Below are 16906 nucleotides of genomic sequence, written 5' to 3' on the forward strand. Positions count from 1 at the left end.
GAATCGGCTCGTGGCGGCGGTGGCGCGGGAGGCTGCGCTTGGCCGGAGCGGGGGTCTTCGAGGGGCATCGAGCGTTCCTGAGCGTGAGCGGCCGGTGACCGTCGGGCGGAGGCGACCACGCGGTTCTCACCCTTCGGCCCGCGACGCAAGGACCGTTCCCGAATGGGAGGCCGTGTCCCCAGCAGGTGCAACGGCGCGCGATCCGGTCTAGGGTCGGCCCGATCATGGAAACCCTGGTGATCCTGGCCGCCGTGGCGGCGACCCTGCTCGCCTGCATCTTCGTGGTCACACTCTCCAAAGGGCCGCGCCGGCCTCCCCTGCGCCTCCCCCGCGAGGAGGAGTGGGCCGACGACGCGGATGCCGTCTCCAAGGTGCTGATCGGCCGGCAACCCAGTCCGATCGACCGCGGGGCGCAGGTGCTCGACGCCCGCGTCATCGATGGCGGGACCGCCGACGGTCCGATCATCGAGGGCGAGGTGGTGGACACCTCCGCACGTCCCGTGCACGGGAGCGACCCCGGGGATTCCCGAAGGTTCGACGCGGAAGAACTCGATAGCCGGATGCTCGATCAACTTCTCGACCAGCAGGACCGGGCGCTGAAGCAGACGCTGGAGCCCGCCCCGACCCCGCCCAACGAGGCGAAGCACCGGACGGCTCGATGAACCCGATGAGTCTGATGAGACGGCTCGGTCCGATCACCGTGCTTGCGGCCTGGATGGCGCTCGGCCCGGCGATGATTCCCATGGCTCTCGCGCAGGACGAGGCGCCCGCCGAGTCCGAGGCGGTGCCGGAAGCGCCGAAGCCCAAACCCAAGCCCAAGCCGCGGCCCAAGCCCCGTCCGAAGCCGCAGGCCGAGCCTGAGGCCAAGCCCGAGGCCAAGCCCGAGGCCAAGCCCGCATCGCGGCCGGCCGAGGCGGCGCCCGCGGATGCCAGGGCTGCGGATCCGAAGCAGGCGGCAAATCCGATCCCGTCCGCCGTCCCGGCGCCGGCCGCGACGAACTTCGCCGCGCCGCCGGTCGCCTGCGAACCGGGCGAGGCCGTCCGCTACCAGGGCACCGCCACGAGCATCGCCAAGACCATCGAGCTGTGGGTGACCCGCAGCGGCGCCATCACCATCGACAACCCCCTGCGCCCGCTCACCCCCGACACGACCCGCGTCCTCCAGGTCGTGGTCGCCGGCAAGGTCGCCACCGCCTACGGGCCGGACCTGCTGTCCCTGCGCCGGGGCGGATCCCCGGCGACGCTGGAGGGGACCATCGGCGGCAGGATCCAGTGGGACGCGTCCCTGGTGCCGCTCCCCGACAACCTGCCGATCAACGCGGAGACCGGCGAGCCCCTGGCCGAGCTCCGCTTCCGCGAATGCGGCGCCGCGCCCTCGGGCAAGCTCCTGCCGCCGCCGAAGGCCCGCCGCATGGCGCCCACGCCCGAAGCCGTCGCGGCGGAGGCGGAGAAGGCGGAAAAGGCCGCCAAGGCCGCGGCGCGCGATGCCGCGAAGGCCGCCGGCGTGAAGCCGGCTCCCCATCTCCCGCCGCCGCGCGCGCCGGGCTCCGCCCTGCCGCAGGGGGCGATTCCCTGACGCAGCCGCCCGCCATCCTCGTGGTGGGCGGGGCCGGCGCCTTCGGGGCGCGGCTCGTCGCCGGCCTCGCCGCCACCACCGACCTTCGCGTGATCGTCGCCGGCCGCGACCTGGCGCGGGCGGAGGCCGTCGCCCGCACCGTGCCGGACGGGCGCGGGAGGGCCGCGCGCCTCGATGCGACGCAAGCGGAGGCCGCACAGCTGCGGGCGCTCGGCGCGGCGGTCGTGGTCGATGCTGCCGGACCGTTCCAGGGCGGCGTGCCGGCGCTCGCCCGCGCGGCGATCGAGGCCGGCCTGCCCTATCTCGACCTCGCCGACGGGCGCGATTTCGTGGCGGCGTTCCCTGCCCTCGACGCGGCGGCGCGGGCCGCGGGCGTCGTCGCCCTCACCGGCGCGAGTTCGACCCCGGCCCTGTCGAACGCGGCGCTCGACGCGCTCACCGCGGGCTGGCGCTCGGTCGAGACGGTGCGGGTCGCCATCGTGCCGGGCAACCGGGCGCCCCGCGGCCTCTCGGTGATGCGCGCGATCCTCTCCTATGCCGGGCGGCCCGTGCGCGTGCTGCGGGCCGGCACGTGGCAGAACCGGCCCGGCTGGGGCCTGCTCGACCGGATCACCGTGCCGGGCCTCGGCCGGCGCTTCGCCAGCCTGTGCGAGACGCCCGACCTCGACATCCTCCCCGCCCGCTTCCCCACGCTGCGGACGGCCCTGTTCCGGGCCGGGCTCGAACTGCCCGCGCTGCATCTGGGCCTGAGCCTCGCGACCCTGCCGGTGCGGTGGCGCCTCCTGCCGTCGCTCCTGCCCTTCGCTCGACCTTTCCTGGCGATGGCGGGCTGGCTCGACCGGTTCGGCAGCGACCGCGGCGGCATGAGCGTCGAGGTCCTGGGCCGCGACGCCGCCGGACGGCCGAGCCGCGCCGTGTGGAGCCTCGTCGCGGAGGCCGGCGACGGACCCTTCGTCCCGACGCTGCCGGCGCTCGCCGCGATCCGCCGGCTCACCGATCCCGCCGCCGCGCCGATCCCGCCCGGCGCCCGCCCCTGCGTCGGCGTGCTGCCGCTGGCGGCGATCGAGGCGGAGATGGACCGCCTCGCCATCCGCACCCGCCGCGATACCGATCACCCCGTGCCGCTGTTCGAGCGGGCGCTCGGCGCCGGCTTCGCGGGGATGCCGGAGGCGGTGCGCGCCCTGCACGGCGCCGTCGGCGACGGCGCCTTCCGCGGCCGGGCCGAGGTTCTGCGCGGGCGCGGCCCCCTGGTCGCCCTCGTCGCCCTGGTGTTCCGGCTGCCGCCGGCCATGGCGGACGGACCCATCCGCGTCACCATGGAGTCCGACCCGGAGACCGGCGCGGAGCGCTGGACGCGGCATTTTCCCGGCCGCCGCTTCTCCAGCCGGATGCGGCTTGCCGGGCCGGATGGCAGCGGGCGGGTGCGCGAGCATTTCGGCCCGTTCGCGATGGATCTCGCGGTGAGCGCCCGCGCGGACGGGCTCGACATGGCGGTGACGGGCTGGCGGCTCGGCCCGCTGCCGCTCCCGCGCGCCTTGCGGCCGACGACGCGGGCGGGCGAGCGGGTCGACGCGCAGGGCCGTTTCCGCTTCGACGTGGCCCTGTTCCTGCCGCTCGTCGGGCTGCTCGTGCATTACCGCGGCTGGCTGGTCCGCTGCGACGGGAGAGAGGAAGAGATCCCATGACCGACGATCTGACGGCCGCCCAGGTGATCGACGCCCTCGGGCTCCAACCCCATCCGGAGGGCGGGCATTACCGCGAGACGTTCCGCGATCCCCGCACCGTCGAGGGGCGCTCGGTGGGCACCGCGATCTACTACCTGCTCGGCGTCGGCGAGACTTCGGCCTGGCACCGGGTCGACGCGGCCGAGATCTGGCACTGGCATGCCGGCGCGCCGATGGTGATCACGGTGAGCCCCAACGGCCACGATGCCTCCGCCCACCATCTCGGGCCGGACCTCCTGCGCGGCCAGCGCCCGCAGATCGTGGTGCCGGCGGGCCATTGGCAGACGGCGACCAGCCTCGGCGCCTGGACGCTCGTCGGCTGCACCGTCTCGCCGGGTTTCGAGTTCGCCGGCTTCGAGATGGCGCCCGAGGATTGGCGCCCGACGCCGCGGCGCTGAACGCCGGGCCACCGGGGCGCAGCCGTCGGGGGCATCATGCCGCAGTGCGGCCGGGGCGGGCCGGACGTTCCCGGATGAGAGCCCTGCCGCGTCTGGCCCGCCACCCGGAGAGCGTGTTTGCACATCCCCTCGAAAACCCGCCGCCTGTTCCTCGCCGGAGGGGCCGTCGGCCTCGGCGCCGTGATCACCGCCGGCCGGGCCGCCGCGCAGGGCGGCGGGGGCGAGATCCCGACCTCACCCGTCGGGCGCCCGGAGCCGAAGCTCGAGGAGGAGCCGCCGCTGCCGCTCGATCGCCGCGTCGGCTGGGCCGTGGTCGGCCTCGGCGACTACGCGCAGGGCTACGTCCTGCCGGCGCTCGCCCGGTCCCGCCGCTCCCGAGCAGTCGCCCTGGTCTCGGGCAACGCCGACAAGGCGAAGGCCGTGGCCGCGCGCTTCGGCGTCGGGGAGAACGCGCTCTACGGCTACGACACGATGGGGCGGCTCGCCGAGAACGACGCGGTCGGCGTCGTCTACATCGTCACCGCAAACGCCACCCATGCCGACCTCACGGTGAAGGCGTTCGAGGCGGGCAAGCACGTCTTCTGCGAGAAGCCGATGGCGAACTCGCCGGCCGAGTGCCAGCGGATGATCGATGCGGCCAAGGCCGCCGGCCGCAAGCTGATGATCGCCTACCGGGCGCATTGGGAACCGCACAACCTTCGCGCCAAGGAGATGCTCGACGCGGGCGAACTCGGAAATGTCTGGTTCGCCTCCTCCGACCACCACCGGCCCCTCGACCCCGCCCTCCCCCGCGACCGGTGGCGGATGCAGCGGTCGGTGGCCGGCGGCGGTTCGCTCGTCGATATCGGCATCTACTGCCTCAACGGGCTGCAATGGTTCCTCGGCGAGAGCCCCAGCGCCGTCGCGGCGACGATGCACGCGCCCCCTGACGACCCGCGCTTCGCGGAGATCGAGAACGTGTTCACCGCCGAACTCGCCTTCCCCTCGGGCCGGCGGGCGACGATCTCCTCGGGCTACACCGCGAGCAAGAAGCGGATCGACCTGTGGGGCGACCGGCTCGTCGCCACCCTCGATCCGGCCACCGCCTATCAGGGCAACCGCCTCGTCGTGGCGAACGCGACGAAGTCGGAGGAGGTGCTGACGAAGGAGACGAGCGCCGCCCAGTTCACCGGCGAGATCGACCATTTCTCGCAGGCGGTGAGCGAGGGCACCGCGGTGCGCACCCCCGGCGAGATGGGCCTGCGCGACGTGCGCCTGATCGAGGCGCTCTACCGCGCCGCCCGCGAGCGCCGCTGGCTCGACCTCAACCCGGACATGACCGTGCGAGAGGGCTGATTTCCGCGGAGCCGACCGATGCCGTTCCTCATCGCCGCCGTGGCCGTCCTCGCCGGCATCCTCAACACGGTGCAGTCGGGGGCCAACGCCTCGCTGAACAAGGCGCTCGACCAGCCGATCCTCGCGGCGCTGGTCGTCACCGCGGCCAACGTCGCGGTCTACCTCGCCGCCGCGCCCTTCGTCGGGATCGGCTGGCCGGGGAGCCAGCGGCTCGCGGGCGTGCCGTGGTGGGCCTGGCTCGGCGGCGCCATGGGCGCGGCCTACGTGCTCGCCACGATCTTCATCGCCGAGCGGCTGGGGGCCGCGGTGTTCACCGGCCTCACCGTGACGGCCGCCATCGTCACCTCGGTGGTGCTCGACCATTTCGGCTGGGTGGGGTTCGCCCAGCACAGCGCCGACCCGTGGCGCATCCTCGGCTGCGCGCTGATGATCGGCGGCCTCGTTCTCGTCTGCCTGCGCTGAGGCGGCCCGCCTCCGTCGGCGACCAACCGGCCCGTCCGCGTCACGCCGAGATCGGCGAGAAGCCGGTCGTCGAGGCCCGCCAGCGCCTCCGTGAGTGCTCGGCTCCGTCCCGCGCGTGAAGCCGCCCGTCGGCGGTGCCATCGCCCGGCGAGACCGTCGATTCCCCGACGCAGGACATCTCCGAACCGCTCGATCATCGCTGCCTCCGTTGTTGCTGCGGCGAGGATGCGGCCGACGACGCCGTGAGTCGAACGAATTGATCTTACGAGAACGATGAGCGAAGCTCATCGCACTGCCCTTCCGCCGGAGTCGGACCGTGAGCGCGCTCCATCCGTCGAACCTCGATCTCGATCTCGTCCGCACCTTCGTGACGATCTGCGAGGCCGGCACCTTCGCCCGCGCCGCCGAACGGGTCGGGCGGACACCCTCGGCGGTCAGCCTTCAGGTCAAGCGGCTGGAGGAGCGCCTGGGCCGGGCGCTGTTCCTGCGCCAGCCCCGCGCGGTGGTGCCGACCGCCGACGGCGAGGCGCTGCTCGGCCTCAGCCGCCGCCTGCTCGCGGTGAACGACGAGGTGGTGGCCTTCTTCGATGCGCCGCCGATGGAGGGGCGGGTGCGGTTCGGCGCGCCCAACGATTCCGGCCTGTTCGCCCTGCCGGCCATGCTGCGCCGCTTCGCCGCCACCCACCCGCAGGTCGAGGTGGATGTCCGGCTCGATGCGAGCCGCCTGCTGGTCGAGGCGGTCGCCCAGGGCGACCTCGACCTCGTGCTCTACACGGGACATCTCCCGTCGAACCGCGCGGCGCAGGTCGTCCATTCGGAGGATCTGGTCTGGATCGGCCTCGGCGGCGGCCTCGCGGCGGCGCGCCGGCCCCTGCCCCTGGCGCTCTGCCAGGGCGGCTGCACCTGGCGGGCGGCGGCGGTCGACGCGCTCGATCAGGCGGGCATCCCCTACCGGATCGCCTATACCAGCGAGCATTGCCAGGGACAGATCGCGGCGGTGGAGGCCGACCTCGCGGTGGCGCCGCTCCCCTCGAGCGTCGCCCGCCCGCCCTTCCAGCGGATCGCGGCCCTGCCGCCGCTCGGCAGCTACGACGTGCTGATGCGCCTGCGCGACGGCGCCGGGCCCGCGGCGCGGGCGCTCGCGGGCCACGTGGCGGACAGTGTCCGCGACCTTCCCGGCCTCGCGACCCGGCTCTTCGCCTGAGCGTCAGAGCGTCAGAGCGTCAGAGCGTCACGAGGATCTTCCCGAACACCTTTCGCGATTCCAGCCGCTCCAGGCCCTTGGCGAAGTCGGCCAGCGGCAGCACCGTATCGATGACGGGGGTGAGGCCCGCGGCCATCTTGTCGAGGCTCTCGCGGATGTTGGCGATGCGGCAGCCGAACGAGCCGGTGATGCGGTACTGTTGCTGGAACAGCTGCATCAAGTTCATCTGCACCGAGACGCCCGAGGTCGAGCCGCAGGTGACGAGCCGTCCGCCGCGCTTCAGGCAGAGCAGCGAACCGTTCCAGGTCTCGGGTCCGACATGCTCGAACACCACGTCCACGCCCTTGCGCTTGGTCAGGCGGCGCACCTCGCCCTCGAAGCGCTCCTCGCGGTAGTTGATGACGTGGTCGGCCCCGAGCGCGCGCGCCTTCTCGCCCTTCGCGTCGTCGCCCACCGTCGTGTAGACGGTGCAGCCGATCGCCTTGGCCATCTTGATCGCCGCCGTGCCGATCCCCGAGCCGCCGGCATGGACGAGGATCGACTCGCCGGCCTCCAGCCGCGCGTTGTCGAACAGCATGTGCTGCACGGTGCCGAAGGCGATGCCGGCGCAGGCCGCCTGGACGGGATCGACGCCCGCCGGCACCTTCACGACCAGGCGGGCCGGCAGGTTCACCCGCTCGCGGGAAAAGCCGTCGAGATGGAAGCCCATCACGCCGGAGACGTCCTCGCACAGGTTGTCGCGGCCCTCGCGGCAGGCGCGGCACCGGCCGCAGGTCAGGGCGCCGTAGGGCACCACGGCATCGCCCACCGACAGCCCCTCAACGCCCTCGCCGACCGCCGCGATCTCGCCCGCGGCCTCCGCGCCGACGGTGAGCGGCAGCTTGCGCTTGGCAAACGCCATGCCGCGAAAGCCCCACACGTCGATGAAGTTGAGCCCGACGGCGCGCACCCGCACCTGCACCTCGCCCGGCCCGGGCGCGGGCGGCGGCTCGACCTCGGTGAGGCGCAGGTCGCGGTCGCCGAAGAGCTGGAGGGCTTGCATCTGAAGTGATCTCGTCTGCCGTCGGGATGGGCCGGCCGCTCCCGACCGGGATCCCTGGGGGAGGCCGGCCGGGTGTGGCCGGGGTCTCCCTATCGCGAAACGGCGGCGGCGTGGAGGGCTCCGGCCGCGCCGCCGCCGGCAGGGGGATGATCCGGGTCAAGCGGGTCATAAACCCCACGGCGCCCCGAGATCGGTCTTTTCCAATTCCGTCACAGATCCGCAAATCCGCGTGAGTGACTTTTCGGGGCAAAGCGTGTCTCTACACGGAGAGATGCGCAGAGAGACGAGCGACTGGCCCCGCGGTGGAGGAATGGCTGAGCGTATTCGCGCTTTCGATTGGGCGCGCACATCGCTTGGGCCGATCGAAGGCTGGCCGCAGAGCTTGAAGACCGTCGTCGAGATGATGCTCGGCGCGCCCCATCTTGGCGTCATCGCCTGGGGGGCGGATCTCAATGTGATGTATAACGACCAGTACGACGAAGTCTTGCGAGCGATCGAGCCGCCGCCGCTGGGACGCTCCTTCGTCGATTGCTGGCCCGCGCCGGAAGGCCGTCAGATCGCCGACCTGCTCCTCCAAGGACAGGCACGCCACACGACCGATCGCTACTGGGACATCGTCTCCCGCCCGGAACGGCCCTTCGGCTGGTACACCGCGAGCTGGACGCCCCTACGTGACGAGGGCGGGGGCATCGCCGGCTTCTACATGGGGGCCTTCGAGACCACCGATCGGGTGCTGGCCGAGCGGGCCCTGCGCGAGAGCGAGGAGCACCTGCGCCACACGGTCGAGTCCAATCCCCAGATCTCCTGGACCGCTTCGGCCGACGGGACCATCGACTTCTGCCCGCTGCGGTTCCACCAATGGACCGGCCTGTCCGGCGTGGGGCAGAGCTGGATGGCGGCGCAGCACCCGGACGATGCCGGCCGCATGGCCGAGCACTGGAGCACATGCGTCCGCACCGGCGAGCCCGCCGACATGCAGCACCGCGTGCTCATGCGCGACGGTACTTATCGCTGGCTGCGTTCGCGGGCCACGCCGCGCCGCGACGGCGAGGGACGCATCGTCCGCTGGTACGGAACGAGCGAGGATATCCACGAGTACAAGCTCGCTGAACTGGCCCTGCGCGAGCGCGAGGAGCAGCAGGCCTTCCTGCTCAGGCTGAGCGATGCCCTGCGTCCCCTCGCCGATCCGGCCGCGATCCAGGGCGAGGCCTGCCGGTTGCTCGGCGAGCACCTGAAGGCGGACTACGCCTACTACATCGAACTCTACGAGGCGCAGGGCTTCGCGATCATCCGGCAGGATTACGTGAGCGGCGATCGGCCCTCGCTCGTCGGCACCTATCCCGTGTCTCTCATCGAGTGGGGCATCCCCCTCTACAAGCAGGGTCAGCCGATCGCCTTCACCGACGTCACCACGTCGCCCCTCGTTCCCGAACGTTACCGACCCGCCGTGGCCACAGGCCTCCTCGTCGCGTGGATCGGCATCCCGCTGCTCAAGCGGGGCGAACTGGTCGGCGCCCTCTCGGTCTCCATGGTGACGCCCCGTGAGTGGACCGAGGCGGAGATCGCCCTCGCGCGGGAGACCGGCGAGCGCATCTGGGCGGCGATCGAGCGGGCCCGGGCCGAGCGGACGGCGCGCGACGCCGACATGCGGCTGCGCACCCTGGCCGACGCCGCGCCGGTCCTGACCTGGGACGTGGACGCGGGCGGCACGATCTTCGTCAACAATCACTATCTCGACTTCTTCGGTGTCGCGTTCGATGCCGTCTCCGGGCGGGGCTGGGAGCGGTTTCTGCACCCGGACGACGCGGCGGCCCACATCGCCGCCTTCGAGGAGGCTTACGCCCAGCGCCGGCCCTTCACGCACGAGGCCCGCGCTCGCCGCTTCGACGGCCAGTATCGCTGGCTCAGCAGTTCCGGACAGCCGCTCGGCGAGGACCGCTTCGTCGGCGTCGCGATCGACATCACCGAGCGTCGGCAGGCCGAGGAGCGCGTCCGACGCAACAACGCCGTCCTGCAGGCGATCAACCTCGTCTTCAGCGAGACGCTGGGCGCGTCGTCCGAGGAGGAGCTCGCCCGCATCTCTCTCGACGTGGCCGAGGAGCTGACCGGCAGCGCCATCGGCTTCATGGGCGAGATCGACGAGGCGACCGGTCTCCTCGACGGCCTGTTCTTCAGCGACCGGAGCCGGGCCCACTATGCCGCCCGCACGCCCACGGGGAGCAGCAGCCTCCCTTTGGGCAAGATGGCGCTCGGGCTCGCGGTCCACGGCATCTACGGCCGGGTACTGCGGGACGGGGAAGGCTTCATCGTCAACGACCCCGCCTCCCATCCCGACCGCGTCGGCACCCCCGCCGACCACGTGCCGCTGACCGCCTTCCTCGGCGTGCCGCTGAAGCAGGGCGACAAGACGCGGGGCCTGATCGGGCTCGGCAACCGCGAGGGCGGTTACCGGCCGGAGGATCTCGAGGCGGCGGAGGCGCTGGCGCCGGCGATCTGGCACGCCCTGCGCGCCAAGCGCGCCGAGCTGCGCCTGCGCGAGAGCGAGGAGCGCTTCCGGCAATTCGCCGAGGCGTCCTCCGACGTGCTCTGGATCCGCGACGCGGAGACGCTCGAGATGGAGTTCGTCAGCCCGGCGCTGCGGACGGTCTACGGCATCGAACCGAACGTGCTCGGGCGCGACGTCCAGCGATGGGCCGGGCACATGCTGCCGGAGGATCGCGAGCGCGCCCTGCGGAACCTGCAGCGGGCGGCGAGCGGCGAGCCGCTGCTGAACGAGTTCCGCATCATGCGCCCGAGCGACGGCGCCTTCCGCTGGATCCGCAGCACGCTCTTCCCCCTGCGCGACGAGCAGGGCCGGGTGCGGCGCATCGGCGGCCTCTCGTCCGACACCACCGAGGCCAAGCTGCTGACCGGGCACCAGGCGGTGCTGCTGGCCGAACTGCAGCACCGGGTGCGCAACATTATGGCGGTGACCCGCTCGATCGTCGCCCGCACCGGCGAGCGGGCGGAGAGCGTGGCCGACTACGCCTCCCTCGTCGGCGGCCGGCTCCTGACGCTCGCCCGCGTCCAGGCGCTGCTGACCCGCTCCGCCAACGCGGGCGTGCCGGTGGCCACCATCGTCCACGACGAGGTCAGCGCCCAGGCCCTGCGCGAGGACCAGTACGACCTCGCCGGACCCGAGGTCGAGCTGTCGCCCAAGGCGGCGGAGATCCTGACGCTCGCGGTGCACGAACTGGCGACCAACGCCTTGAAATACGGCGCCCTCTCGGTGCCGGAGGGCCGCGTGCGGGTGCGCTGGGCGCTGTTCGAGAAGCAGGACGAGCGCTGGCTGGGATTCGACTGGGTGGAGGCCGGCGGCCCGGGAGCGGCTCGGGACGAGGGCCGAAGGGCGCACGCCGCGCCCGTTCGCGGCGGCTTCGGCCGCGAACTGGTCGAGGGCCGCCTGCCCTACGAGCTGAGCGGGCGCGGCCGTCTGGAGATCGGTCCGGACGGCGCCCGGTGCCGGCTCGAATTTCCCCTGCGCGACGGAGCGAGCATCCTGGAAACGGATGCCCCGCAGCGCGCGACCGTGTCCGGAGGAGCGCTCGACATGACCGGCGAACCAGAACTGAGCGGCCACCGCGTCCTCGTGGTGGAGGACGACTACTACCTCGCCACCGACACCGCCCGCGCCCTGCTGAGCGCGGGAGCGGAGGTGATCGGTCCCTGCCCGACCGAGGAGGCGGCCCGCGACGCGCTCGAGGACGGCGCTCCGGAGGCGGCGCTGGTGGATATCAACCTGGGCTCGGGGCCGTCCTTCACCCTGGCGGCCCTGCTTCGCGAGCGCGGCGTGCCGTTCGTGTTCATCACGGGCTACGACGAGGGCGTGATCCCGCCGGACTTCGCGGATGTGGAGCGGCTTCAGAAGCCGGTCGAGCTGCGGCGCGTCGTCCACTTCCTGGCCGAGACCTTGCTGGCCGGGCGCTGACGCGGCACCCGGCCGGCGCTCAATCCGGCGTCAGGTAGCGGCGGCGCGCCCAGCCGAGGGTGCGGTCGAACCGGACCCGGCACCATGTCAGGCCGCTCGGCGTCTCGTTGGTGCAGCCGAAGCCGAGCACCCGGCGGCCGGCCGGGATCTGCCCGAGAGCCGGCGCGCCCGCATCCGGCGCCTCGCGGATCGTCAGGCTGTCGTCCCGCGGCAGCCCCTCGACCCGGAACGTCTCGGCCGCCCGGACGGACAGGTCGCCCGCGAGGATGAGGGCGAGGGTCAGGGCGGGCAGGAGGCGGGTCATCGCGGGCGCGCGTCAGGTCCGATGGATGCCCATCATCGCGGTCAGCCCGCCATCGACCGGCAGCACCGCCCCGGTGATGTAGGCGCCGCCCTCCCCGATCAGGAAGGCGGCCAGCGCCGCGACCTCGTCCGGCCGGGCGAAGCGCCCGAGCGGGATCTGGCGCTCGATGCCCTCGCGGTGGCCGGCATAGGCCGCCAGCATCTCGGTGTCGATGAAGCCGGGGGCGATGACGTTGACGGTCACCCCGCGCTTGGCCGACTCGATCGCCAGCGTCCGGCAATAGGCGATCAGGGCGCCCTTGGTCGCCGCGTAGGCGGCGTTGCCGGCATTGGCCTGCAGCGCGGCCACCGAGCCGATGGCGACGATGCGGCCGGCGCGTGCCCGGATCATCCCGCGCACCAGCGCCTTGGCGATCCGGGTCATCGACCAGAAGTTCACCTGCATCGCGGCCTCGGACCGCTCGCGGTCGAGCATGGCCGCGAGCGCGTCGGCCGACTGGCCGGCATTGTGGACGTAGCCGTAGAAGCCTTGCGTCTCGGCCCAGTCGCAGAACGCCTCCACGGCGTCGCGGTCCGACAGGTCGAGGGCGCGGGCGGCGGCGCTGCCGTCCCCGTGCGCCCGTACCAGCTCGTCGGCGAGCCCCGCCGCGCGCTCCGGCGAGGAGCGGTAGGTGAAGGTCACGGCGTGGCCGGCCGAGGCCAGGGCGCGGACGGTCGCCGCGCCGAGCCCGGAGGCGCCGCCGACGACGAGGACGGATCGCTTTTCCGCGCTCATGCCGGCTCGTCTCCCAGGACGAGGCAGGTGTTCTGCCCGCCGAAGCCGAAGGAATTCGACAGGACCCGCGCGACGCGGGCGTCGCGGGCGGTTCCCACCACGTCGAGGAGCAGCGCCGGATCGGGGACCGCGTAGTTGATGGTCGGCGGGATGCGGCCCTCGCGGATCGTCAGCAGCGAGACCACCGCCTCGATCGCCCCGGCGGCCGTCAGCGTGTGGCCGATCATCGACTTGTTGGACGAGATCGGCAGCTGTCCGACCCGCTCGCCGAACACCGCCGAGCAGCCGAGCGCCTCCATCTTGTCGTTCTCCGGCGTCGAGGTGCCGTGGGCGTTGACGTGATCGATCCGATCCGGCCCGATGCCGGCATCGTCGAGCGCCGCGCGCATCGCCGCGATCACCGGCGCCCCGTCCGGGCTGGAGCGGGTGCGGTGGAAGCCGTCGCCCTTCTCGCCGCAGCCGAGCACGTAGCCGAGGATTTTTGCCCCGCGCGCCCTAGCGGATTCCGCGCTCTCGAGCACCAGGGCGGCGGCGCCCTCGCCCATGACGAAGCCGTCGCGGTTCTTCGAGAACGGCTTCGAGGCGCCCTCCGGCGGGTCGTTCTGCGTCGAGAGCGCCGAGAGCAGCGAGAAGCGGATCAGCGATTCCGGGTTCACCGAGCCGTCGGTGCCGATGCACAGGGCGGCGTCCATCTCGCCCCGGCGGATCGCCTCGACGCCGAGCTGGATCGCGGTGGCGCCGGACGAGCAGGCGGTCGAGAGCGAGATCGGCGAGCCGCGCGTGCCGAAGCGGTCGGCGAGCCGGTCGGCCACCGTGCCGAAGATGAACAGGTCGTGCCACGCGTCGAAGCGGCGGGTCGCGGCGGCGCGCTGCAGGCCGGCATAGGTCACCTCGCCCGGCTCGGCCGCGGCCTCCGCCAGCGCCTGGCGCTGCGGCCATTCCATCTCGACCGGCGGCACCGCCACGAACAGGCCGCCGGGAAAGCCGGCGCCGATGCCGGACTGCGTCACCGCCTCCTCGGCCGCGACCATGGCGAAGCGCTCGGACAGGAGCGGCGCCACCAGCGGGTCGGTGTCGAGGAAATCGACGGTGCCCGCGATCCGGGTGCGCAGCCCCTCGGTGGGGAAGCGGCTGATGGCCCGGATCCCCGAGCGCCCGGCGGTGAGCGCGTCCCAGTTCTCGGCGACGCCGCGGCCGAGCGAGGTGACGATGCCGAGGCCCGTCACCGCGACGAGCGGGCGTCCCTGGGCGTCGTGGGTGGATGAGGAGCGCGGTTCTGCCATCGGGGCCTCAGACCATTCTTTCGTCGCCCGGACACATCCGAACGGCCACGGCGGCCACCGTCCGGAGGACGATGCTCGAGCTCTTCGTTTCGCATCATGTTTTTCCGAAAGCCGGCAACCACCTTTCGGGACGATGCGCTAGACCTTCACCACCCGGATCACGCCCTCGCCGCGGCGGTGGCCGACGGAGGTGACCGCCACTTCCCGAGCCGAGCCCACCGCGCAGAGCGCGGCCGCCAGAGCCGCTCCGAACGGGGCCGCGACTTCGATCGGGTGGCCGATCACGTCGCCCGTGGCGCGGATGCCCGCCCCCGGCAGCGCCGCGTGGATGCCCGCGATCTCTTCCGCGGCGAGGTCGGACAGGCCGGTGGCGCCCGAGAGGACCACGTCCGGCCGCTCGATCCCGGCCTCACCGATCAGCCGGGTCAGGCTCGCGGCGACGCTGCCCGGCGCGCGGGCCACCCGATCGTTGGCCACCGGCATCAGCCGGGCGAAGGCGCGGGCGCCGCGGGACGCGGCATGCTCCGCCGCCTCCAGCACGAGGAAGGCGGCGGCGCTGCCGAGGATGAAGCCGCCATTGCCCTCGCCGCCGCGCTCGAACACCGGCCGGTAGGCGCTCTTGAGAAGGAAGCCGCCCATCTCGTGGATGACCATCACGTCCGGCCGCTCGGCGTTGTACGAGCCGCCCACCATCATCGTCTCGACCTGACCCGAAGCGATCCGGGCATGGCCGATGCGCAAGGCATCGACGCCGCTCGACTCCTCGCCCATGAAGGTGCGCGAGGCGCCGGTGACGCCGTGGACGATGCTGATGTTGCCCGCGAGCAGGTTCGAGAGCTGCGCCAGGAACAGGGTCGGCCGCAGGTCGTTCAGCAGCCGTTCGTTGAGGAAGGCGCCGGGTTCGTTCGTCCCGCGCAGGCCAGTGAGGATCGCGCCGTCGACCGCGTAGTCGCGCTCGCCGCCGCCCGCCGCGACCACGAGCGGAAGCGCCGACTTGAAGCCTGCGTCGTCCTTCACGCCGGCCGAGTCGAGGGCGAGGCCGGCGGCGTAGACGCCGAGCCGCTGCCAGAGCTCCATCTGGCGCTGATCCGACTTCTTCGGGATCTGCGTGTCGAGGGCGAGCGGCGCCACCGGATGCACCGGATAAGGCGCGAAGGTCTCGGCATCCGTGCGCGGCGGCGCGTCCGAGGCGAAGGCCGTCAGATGCGCCTCGATCCCCTCGCCCGCGCAGGAGACGAGGCCGATCCCGGTGACGACGACGTCGCGGGCCTGCTGGCGGCTCACGGCTGGTCTCCCTCGAGAAGGCCGATCTTCCGGGCGCGTTCGCGGATCAACGATTCCATGGTGGCGGGGAACGGCATGGTGCGGAACCGGAGTTCCGCGTCGCAGAGCGCCTTGCCCTCGTGGCGGATCGCGGCCTTCGTCACCGCGTAGCCCGAGCCGTCGTGCTCCAGGCTCGCCGTGATGTCGAGGGCGGCGCCGGGGCCGACGAAGGAGCGGAAGCGCGCCTTGTCCACGGCCATGAGGAACGGCATCTGCGCGAAGTCGAGATGGGCGAGGACGAGGTAGCCGGAGGCCTGCGCCATGGTCTCGGTGAGGAGTACGCCCGGCACCAGCGGGTGGCCGGGGAAATGCCCCTCGAAGACCGGGCTCGCCTCGGGGACGAGCGCCCGCGCCTCGATGCGGCCGGCGGCGCGGTCGAGCCGCACCACGGAATCGATCATCTCGAAATATTCGAGCCGCATCGCGCGTGAATCCCTGGAGCCCGACGGATCAGGCCTTGGCGGCCTTCTCGGCGACCAGCGCGTCGATGCGCGCGCAGAGGTTCTTCAGCACGAAGTACTGCTCGGCCGGGACCTTGCCCTCGTTGACTTCCTGGGTCCAGCGCTCCAGCGGCAGCTTGATCCCGAACGCCTTGTCGACCGCGAAGGCGATGTCGAGGAAGGCGAGGGAGTCGATGCCGAGATCGTCGATGGCGTGGCTCTCGGGGGTGATCTTGTCGCGCGGGATGTCCGCCGTCTCGGCGATGATGTCCGCGACGCGGTCGAAGGTGGCGGTCTCGTTCGACATTAGGGCTGGCCGCTTTCTCGATTCTTCAAGTCCGGCGTCGCCGACCCCTCACGCGGCACGCCCCCATGGCGCCCGAGCCGGTCTGCGGCCCCGCTTCGCCGCCGGTTCCCGATGGCGCTTCTGAAAAGATCGCGACCCCTTACACGAAGCGATGGAGCGCGGGCAACCTCGGGCATCGCGCCGGACCATCACCGGTTTTCGGCGCGCCCTGCCGCAGGCCCTGTCGCCGTCCTCCCTTCGCCGTCCTCCCTCAGCCGGCCGAGCGGCTGAGGTCGAGCGCCGGTGCGCGGGTGTCCGCACCCTGACGCGGACGCTCGCGGCCGGTGCGGCGGCCCTCCCCCGAGAGCACCCGCTTGCGCTCCGCCGTGCGCGGGCGCACCAGCTCGCCGAGGGCGACGAAGCGGTCGTTGTGCCGCTGTCCCGCATCCTGGATGCCGAAGCCGAGGGCGAAGGAGCGCGCGAGTTCCACGTCCGCCGCCACGCCGTAGCGCTCGAGCGCGGCGGTGAAGACGCGGTGGAAGCCCAGCGGCGCGCACCACGCCTTCTCGGCGAGCTGCATCGGCCAGGTCCACAGCCCGTCACCGCGGCGGCTGGCGATCTCCTCGCGGGCGATGAAGTAGCCGTTCGCCCGATGTTCCAGGCCGTCGTCGAGGATGCGCCAGTCGCGGTCGGGGGCAGGCTGCGCCGCGGAAGCCGGCCGGTCGAGCCCGTCGTCGTCGAAGCCGATCTCGATCATGGAAGCCTCCTGCCTTGCCCGCCGCGGTGAG

Annotated in this window: 16 protein-coding genes; 8 read left to right on the plus strand and 8 right to left on the minus strand. The window is 72.6% G+C overall.

Translation table 11 applies throughout. The features are described from left to right. The first annotated feature begins 224 nt into the window (after positions 1 to 224). From ABS772_RS08850 to ABS772_RS08880, 7 genes are all read left to right on the plus strand, one after another. Entirely contained in the window at positions 225 to 662 is a 438-nt protein-coding gene (locus tag ABS772_RS08850; protein ID WP_350393830.1) for a hypothetical protein, read from the plus strand. A gap of 14 nt (positions 663 to 676) precedes the next feature. Further along, complete coding sequence (locus ABS772_RS08855) at positions 677 to 1576, plus strand: hypothetical protein (RefSeq protein ID WP_407942976.1); 900 nt, start codon at positions 677 to 679, stop codon at positions 1574 to 1576. Between the two features lie 23 nt (positions 1577 to 1599). After that, entirely contained in the window at positions 1600 to 3261 is a 1662-nt protein-coding gene (locus ABS772_RS08860; protein WP_350393833.1) for a DUF4166 domain-containing protein, read from the plus strand. After that, complete coding sequence (locus ABS772_RS08865; protein WP_238255223.1) at positions 3258 to 3698, plus strand: cupin domain-containing protein; 441 nt, start codon at positions 3258 to 3260, stop codon at positions 3696 to 3698. The genes ABS772_RS08860 and ABS772_RS08865 overlap by 4 nt, the downstream gene beginning before the upstream one ends. A gap of 117 nt (positions 3699 to 3815) precedes the next feature. Next, positions 3816 to 5033, plus strand: a complete 1218-nt coding sequence (locus tag ABS772_RS08870; RefSeq protein WP_350393835.1) for a Gfo/Idh/MocA family protein — start codon at positions 3816 to 3818, stop codon at positions 5031 to 5033. A gap of 18 nt (positions 5034 to 5051) precedes the next feature. Further along, a complete protein-coding gene (locus ABS772_RS08875; RefSeq protein WP_350393837.1) occupies positions 5052 to 5495 on the plus strand; it encodes a DMT family transporter in 444 nt (147 codons plus the stop codon). Positions 5496 to 5811: 316 nt separating this feature from the next. Then, the gene (locus ABS772_RS08880; protein ID WP_350393839.1) at positions 5812 to 6699 is read left to right on the plus strand and encodes a LysR substrate-binding domain-containing protein; all 888 of its coding nucleotides are present in this window, start codon (positions 5812 to 5814) and stop codon (positions 6697 to 6699) included. Between the two features lie 19 nt (positions 6700 to 6718). Here ABS772_RS08880 and ABS772_RS08885 read toward each other — a convergent pair whose 3' ends face one another. Beyond that, positions 6719 to 7741 (minus strand): zinc-binding dehydrogenase, encoded by a 1023-nt coding sequence (locus tag ABS772_RS08885; protein WP_350393841.1) that lies wholly within the window; start codon positions 7739 to 7741, stop codon positions 6719 to 6721. Positions 7742 to 8123: 382 nt separating this feature from the next. Here ABS772_RS08885 and ABS772_RS08890 point away from each other — a divergent pair, with 382 nt between their 5' ends. Further along, positions 8124 to 11708: a PAS domain-containing protein gene (locus ABS772_RS08890; RefSeq protein WP_407942975.1), complete on the plus strand. Its 3585-nt coding sequence runs from the start codon at positions 8124 to 8126 to the stop codon at positions 11706 to 11708. Between the two features lie 19 nt (positions 11709 to 11727). Here the strand turns inward: ABS772_RS08890 and ABS772_RS08895 are convergent, their stop codons facing one another. The 7 genes from ABS772_RS08895 to ABS772_RS08925 form a co-directional block, all read right to left on the minus strand. Beyond that, complete coding sequence (locus ABS772_RS08895; RefSeq protein ID WP_238256949.1) at positions 11728 to 12012, minus strand: SH3 domain-containing protein; 285 nt, start codon at positions 12010 to 12012, stop codon at positions 11728 to 11730. Between the two features lie 12 nt (positions 12013 to 12024). Further along, positions 12025 to 12786 (minus strand): SDR family NAD(P)-dependent oxidoreductase, encoded by a 762-nt coding sequence (locus ABS772_RS08900; protein WP_350393845.1) that lies wholly within the window; start codon positions 12784 to 12786, stop codon positions 12025 to 12027. Beyond that, positions 12783 to 14069 carry a beta-ketoacyl-ACP synthase gene (locus ABS772_RS08905; RefSeq protein ID WP_238256951.1) on the minus strand — a complete coding sequence of 429 codons (1287 nt, stop codon included), beginning with the start codon at positions 14067 to 14069 and terminating at the stop codon, positions 12783 to 12785. The genes ABS772_RS08900 and ABS772_RS08905 overlap by 4 nt, the downstream gene beginning before the upstream one ends. 138 nt (positions 14070 to 14207) lie before the next feature. Beyond that, positions 14208 to 15353: a beta-ketoacyl-ACP synthase gene (locus tag ABS772_RS08910; RefSeq protein ID WP_350393847.1), complete on the minus strand. Its 1146-nt coding sequence runs from the start codon at positions 15351 to 15353 to the stop codon at positions 14208 to 14210. Then, complete coding sequence (locus ABS772_RS08915; protein ID WP_238256953.1) at positions 15350 to 15814, minus strand: 3-hydroxyacyl-ACP dehydratase FabZ family protein; 465 nt, start codon at positions 15812 to 15814, stop codon at positions 15350 to 15352. The genes ABS772_RS08910 and ABS772_RS08915 overlap by 4 nt, the downstream gene beginning before the upstream one ends. 28 nt (positions 15815 to 15842) lie before the next feature. Beyond that, complete coding sequence (locus tag ABS772_RS08920) at positions 15843 to 16139, minus strand: acyl carrier protein (RefSeq protein ID WP_003601886.1); 297 nt, start codon at positions 16137 to 16139, stop codon at positions 15843 to 15845. Between the two features lie 250 nt (positions 16140 to 16389). After that, positions 16390 to 16875 carry a hypothetical protein gene (locus tag ABS772_RS08925; RefSeq protein WP_350393851.1) on the minus strand — a complete coding sequence of 162 codons (486 nt, stop codon included), beginning with the start codon at positions 16873 to 16875 and terminating at the stop codon, positions 16390 to 16392. Between the last annotated feature and the right edge of the window lie 31 nt (positions 16876 to 16906).

Origin of the sequence: Methylorubrum podarium (assembly GCF_040270385.1) — a bacterium.
Taxonomy (GTDB): domain Bacteria; phylum Pseudomonadota; class Alphaproteobacteria; order Rhizobiales; family Beijerinckiaceae; genus Methylobacterium; species Methylobacterium podarium.

Excerpts from the sequence above, each read along its gene's own strand:
- ABS772_RS08895 (WP_238256949.1), bottom strand. The coding sequence starts at position 12,012 with ATGACCCGCCTCCTGCCCGCCCTGACCCTCGCCCTCATCCTCGCGGGC.
- ABS772_RS08900 (WP_350393845.1), bottom strand. The coding sequence starts at position 12,786 with ATGAGCGCGGAAAAGCGATCCGTCCTCGTCGTCGGCGGCGCCTCCGGG.
- ABS772_RS08920 (WP_003601886.1), bottom strand. The coding sequence starts at position 16,139 with ATGTCGAACGAGACCGCCACCTTCGACCGCGTCGCGGACATCATCGCC.
- ABS772_RS08885 (WP_350393841.1), bottom strand. The coding sequence starts at position 7,741 with ATGCAAGCCCTCCAGCTCTTCGGCGACCGCGACCTGCGCCTCACCGAG.
- ABS772_RS08915 (WP_238256953.1), bottom strand. The coding sequence starts at position 15,814 with ATGCGGCTCGAATATTTCGAGATGATCGATTCCGTGGTGCGGCTCGAC.
- ABS772_RS08855 (WP_407942976.1), top strand. The coding sequence starts at position 677 with ATGAGACGGCTCGGTCCGATCACCGTGCTTGCGGCCTGGATGGCGCTC.
- ABS772_RS08925 (WP_350393851.1), bottom strand. The coding sequence starts at position 16,875 with ATGATCGAGATCGGCTTCGACGACGACGGGCTCGACCGGCCGGCTTCC.
- ABS772_RS08875 (WP_350393837.1), top strand. The coding sequence starts at position 5,052 with ATGCCGTTCCTCATCGCCGCCGTGGCCGTCCTCGCCGGCATCCTCAAC.
- ABS772_RS08850 (WP_350393830.1), top strand. The coding sequence starts at position 225 with ATGGAAACCCTGGTGATCCTGGCCGCCGTGGCGGCGACCCTGCTCGCC.
- ABS772_RS08865 (WP_238255223.1), top strand. The coding sequence starts at position 3,258 with ATGACCGACGATCTGACGGCCGCCCAGGTGATCGACGCCCTCGGGCTC.
- ABS772_RS08905 (WP_238256951.1), bottom strand. The coding sequence starts at position 14,069 with ATGGCAGAACCGCGCTCCTCATCCACCCACGACGCCCAGGGACGCCCG.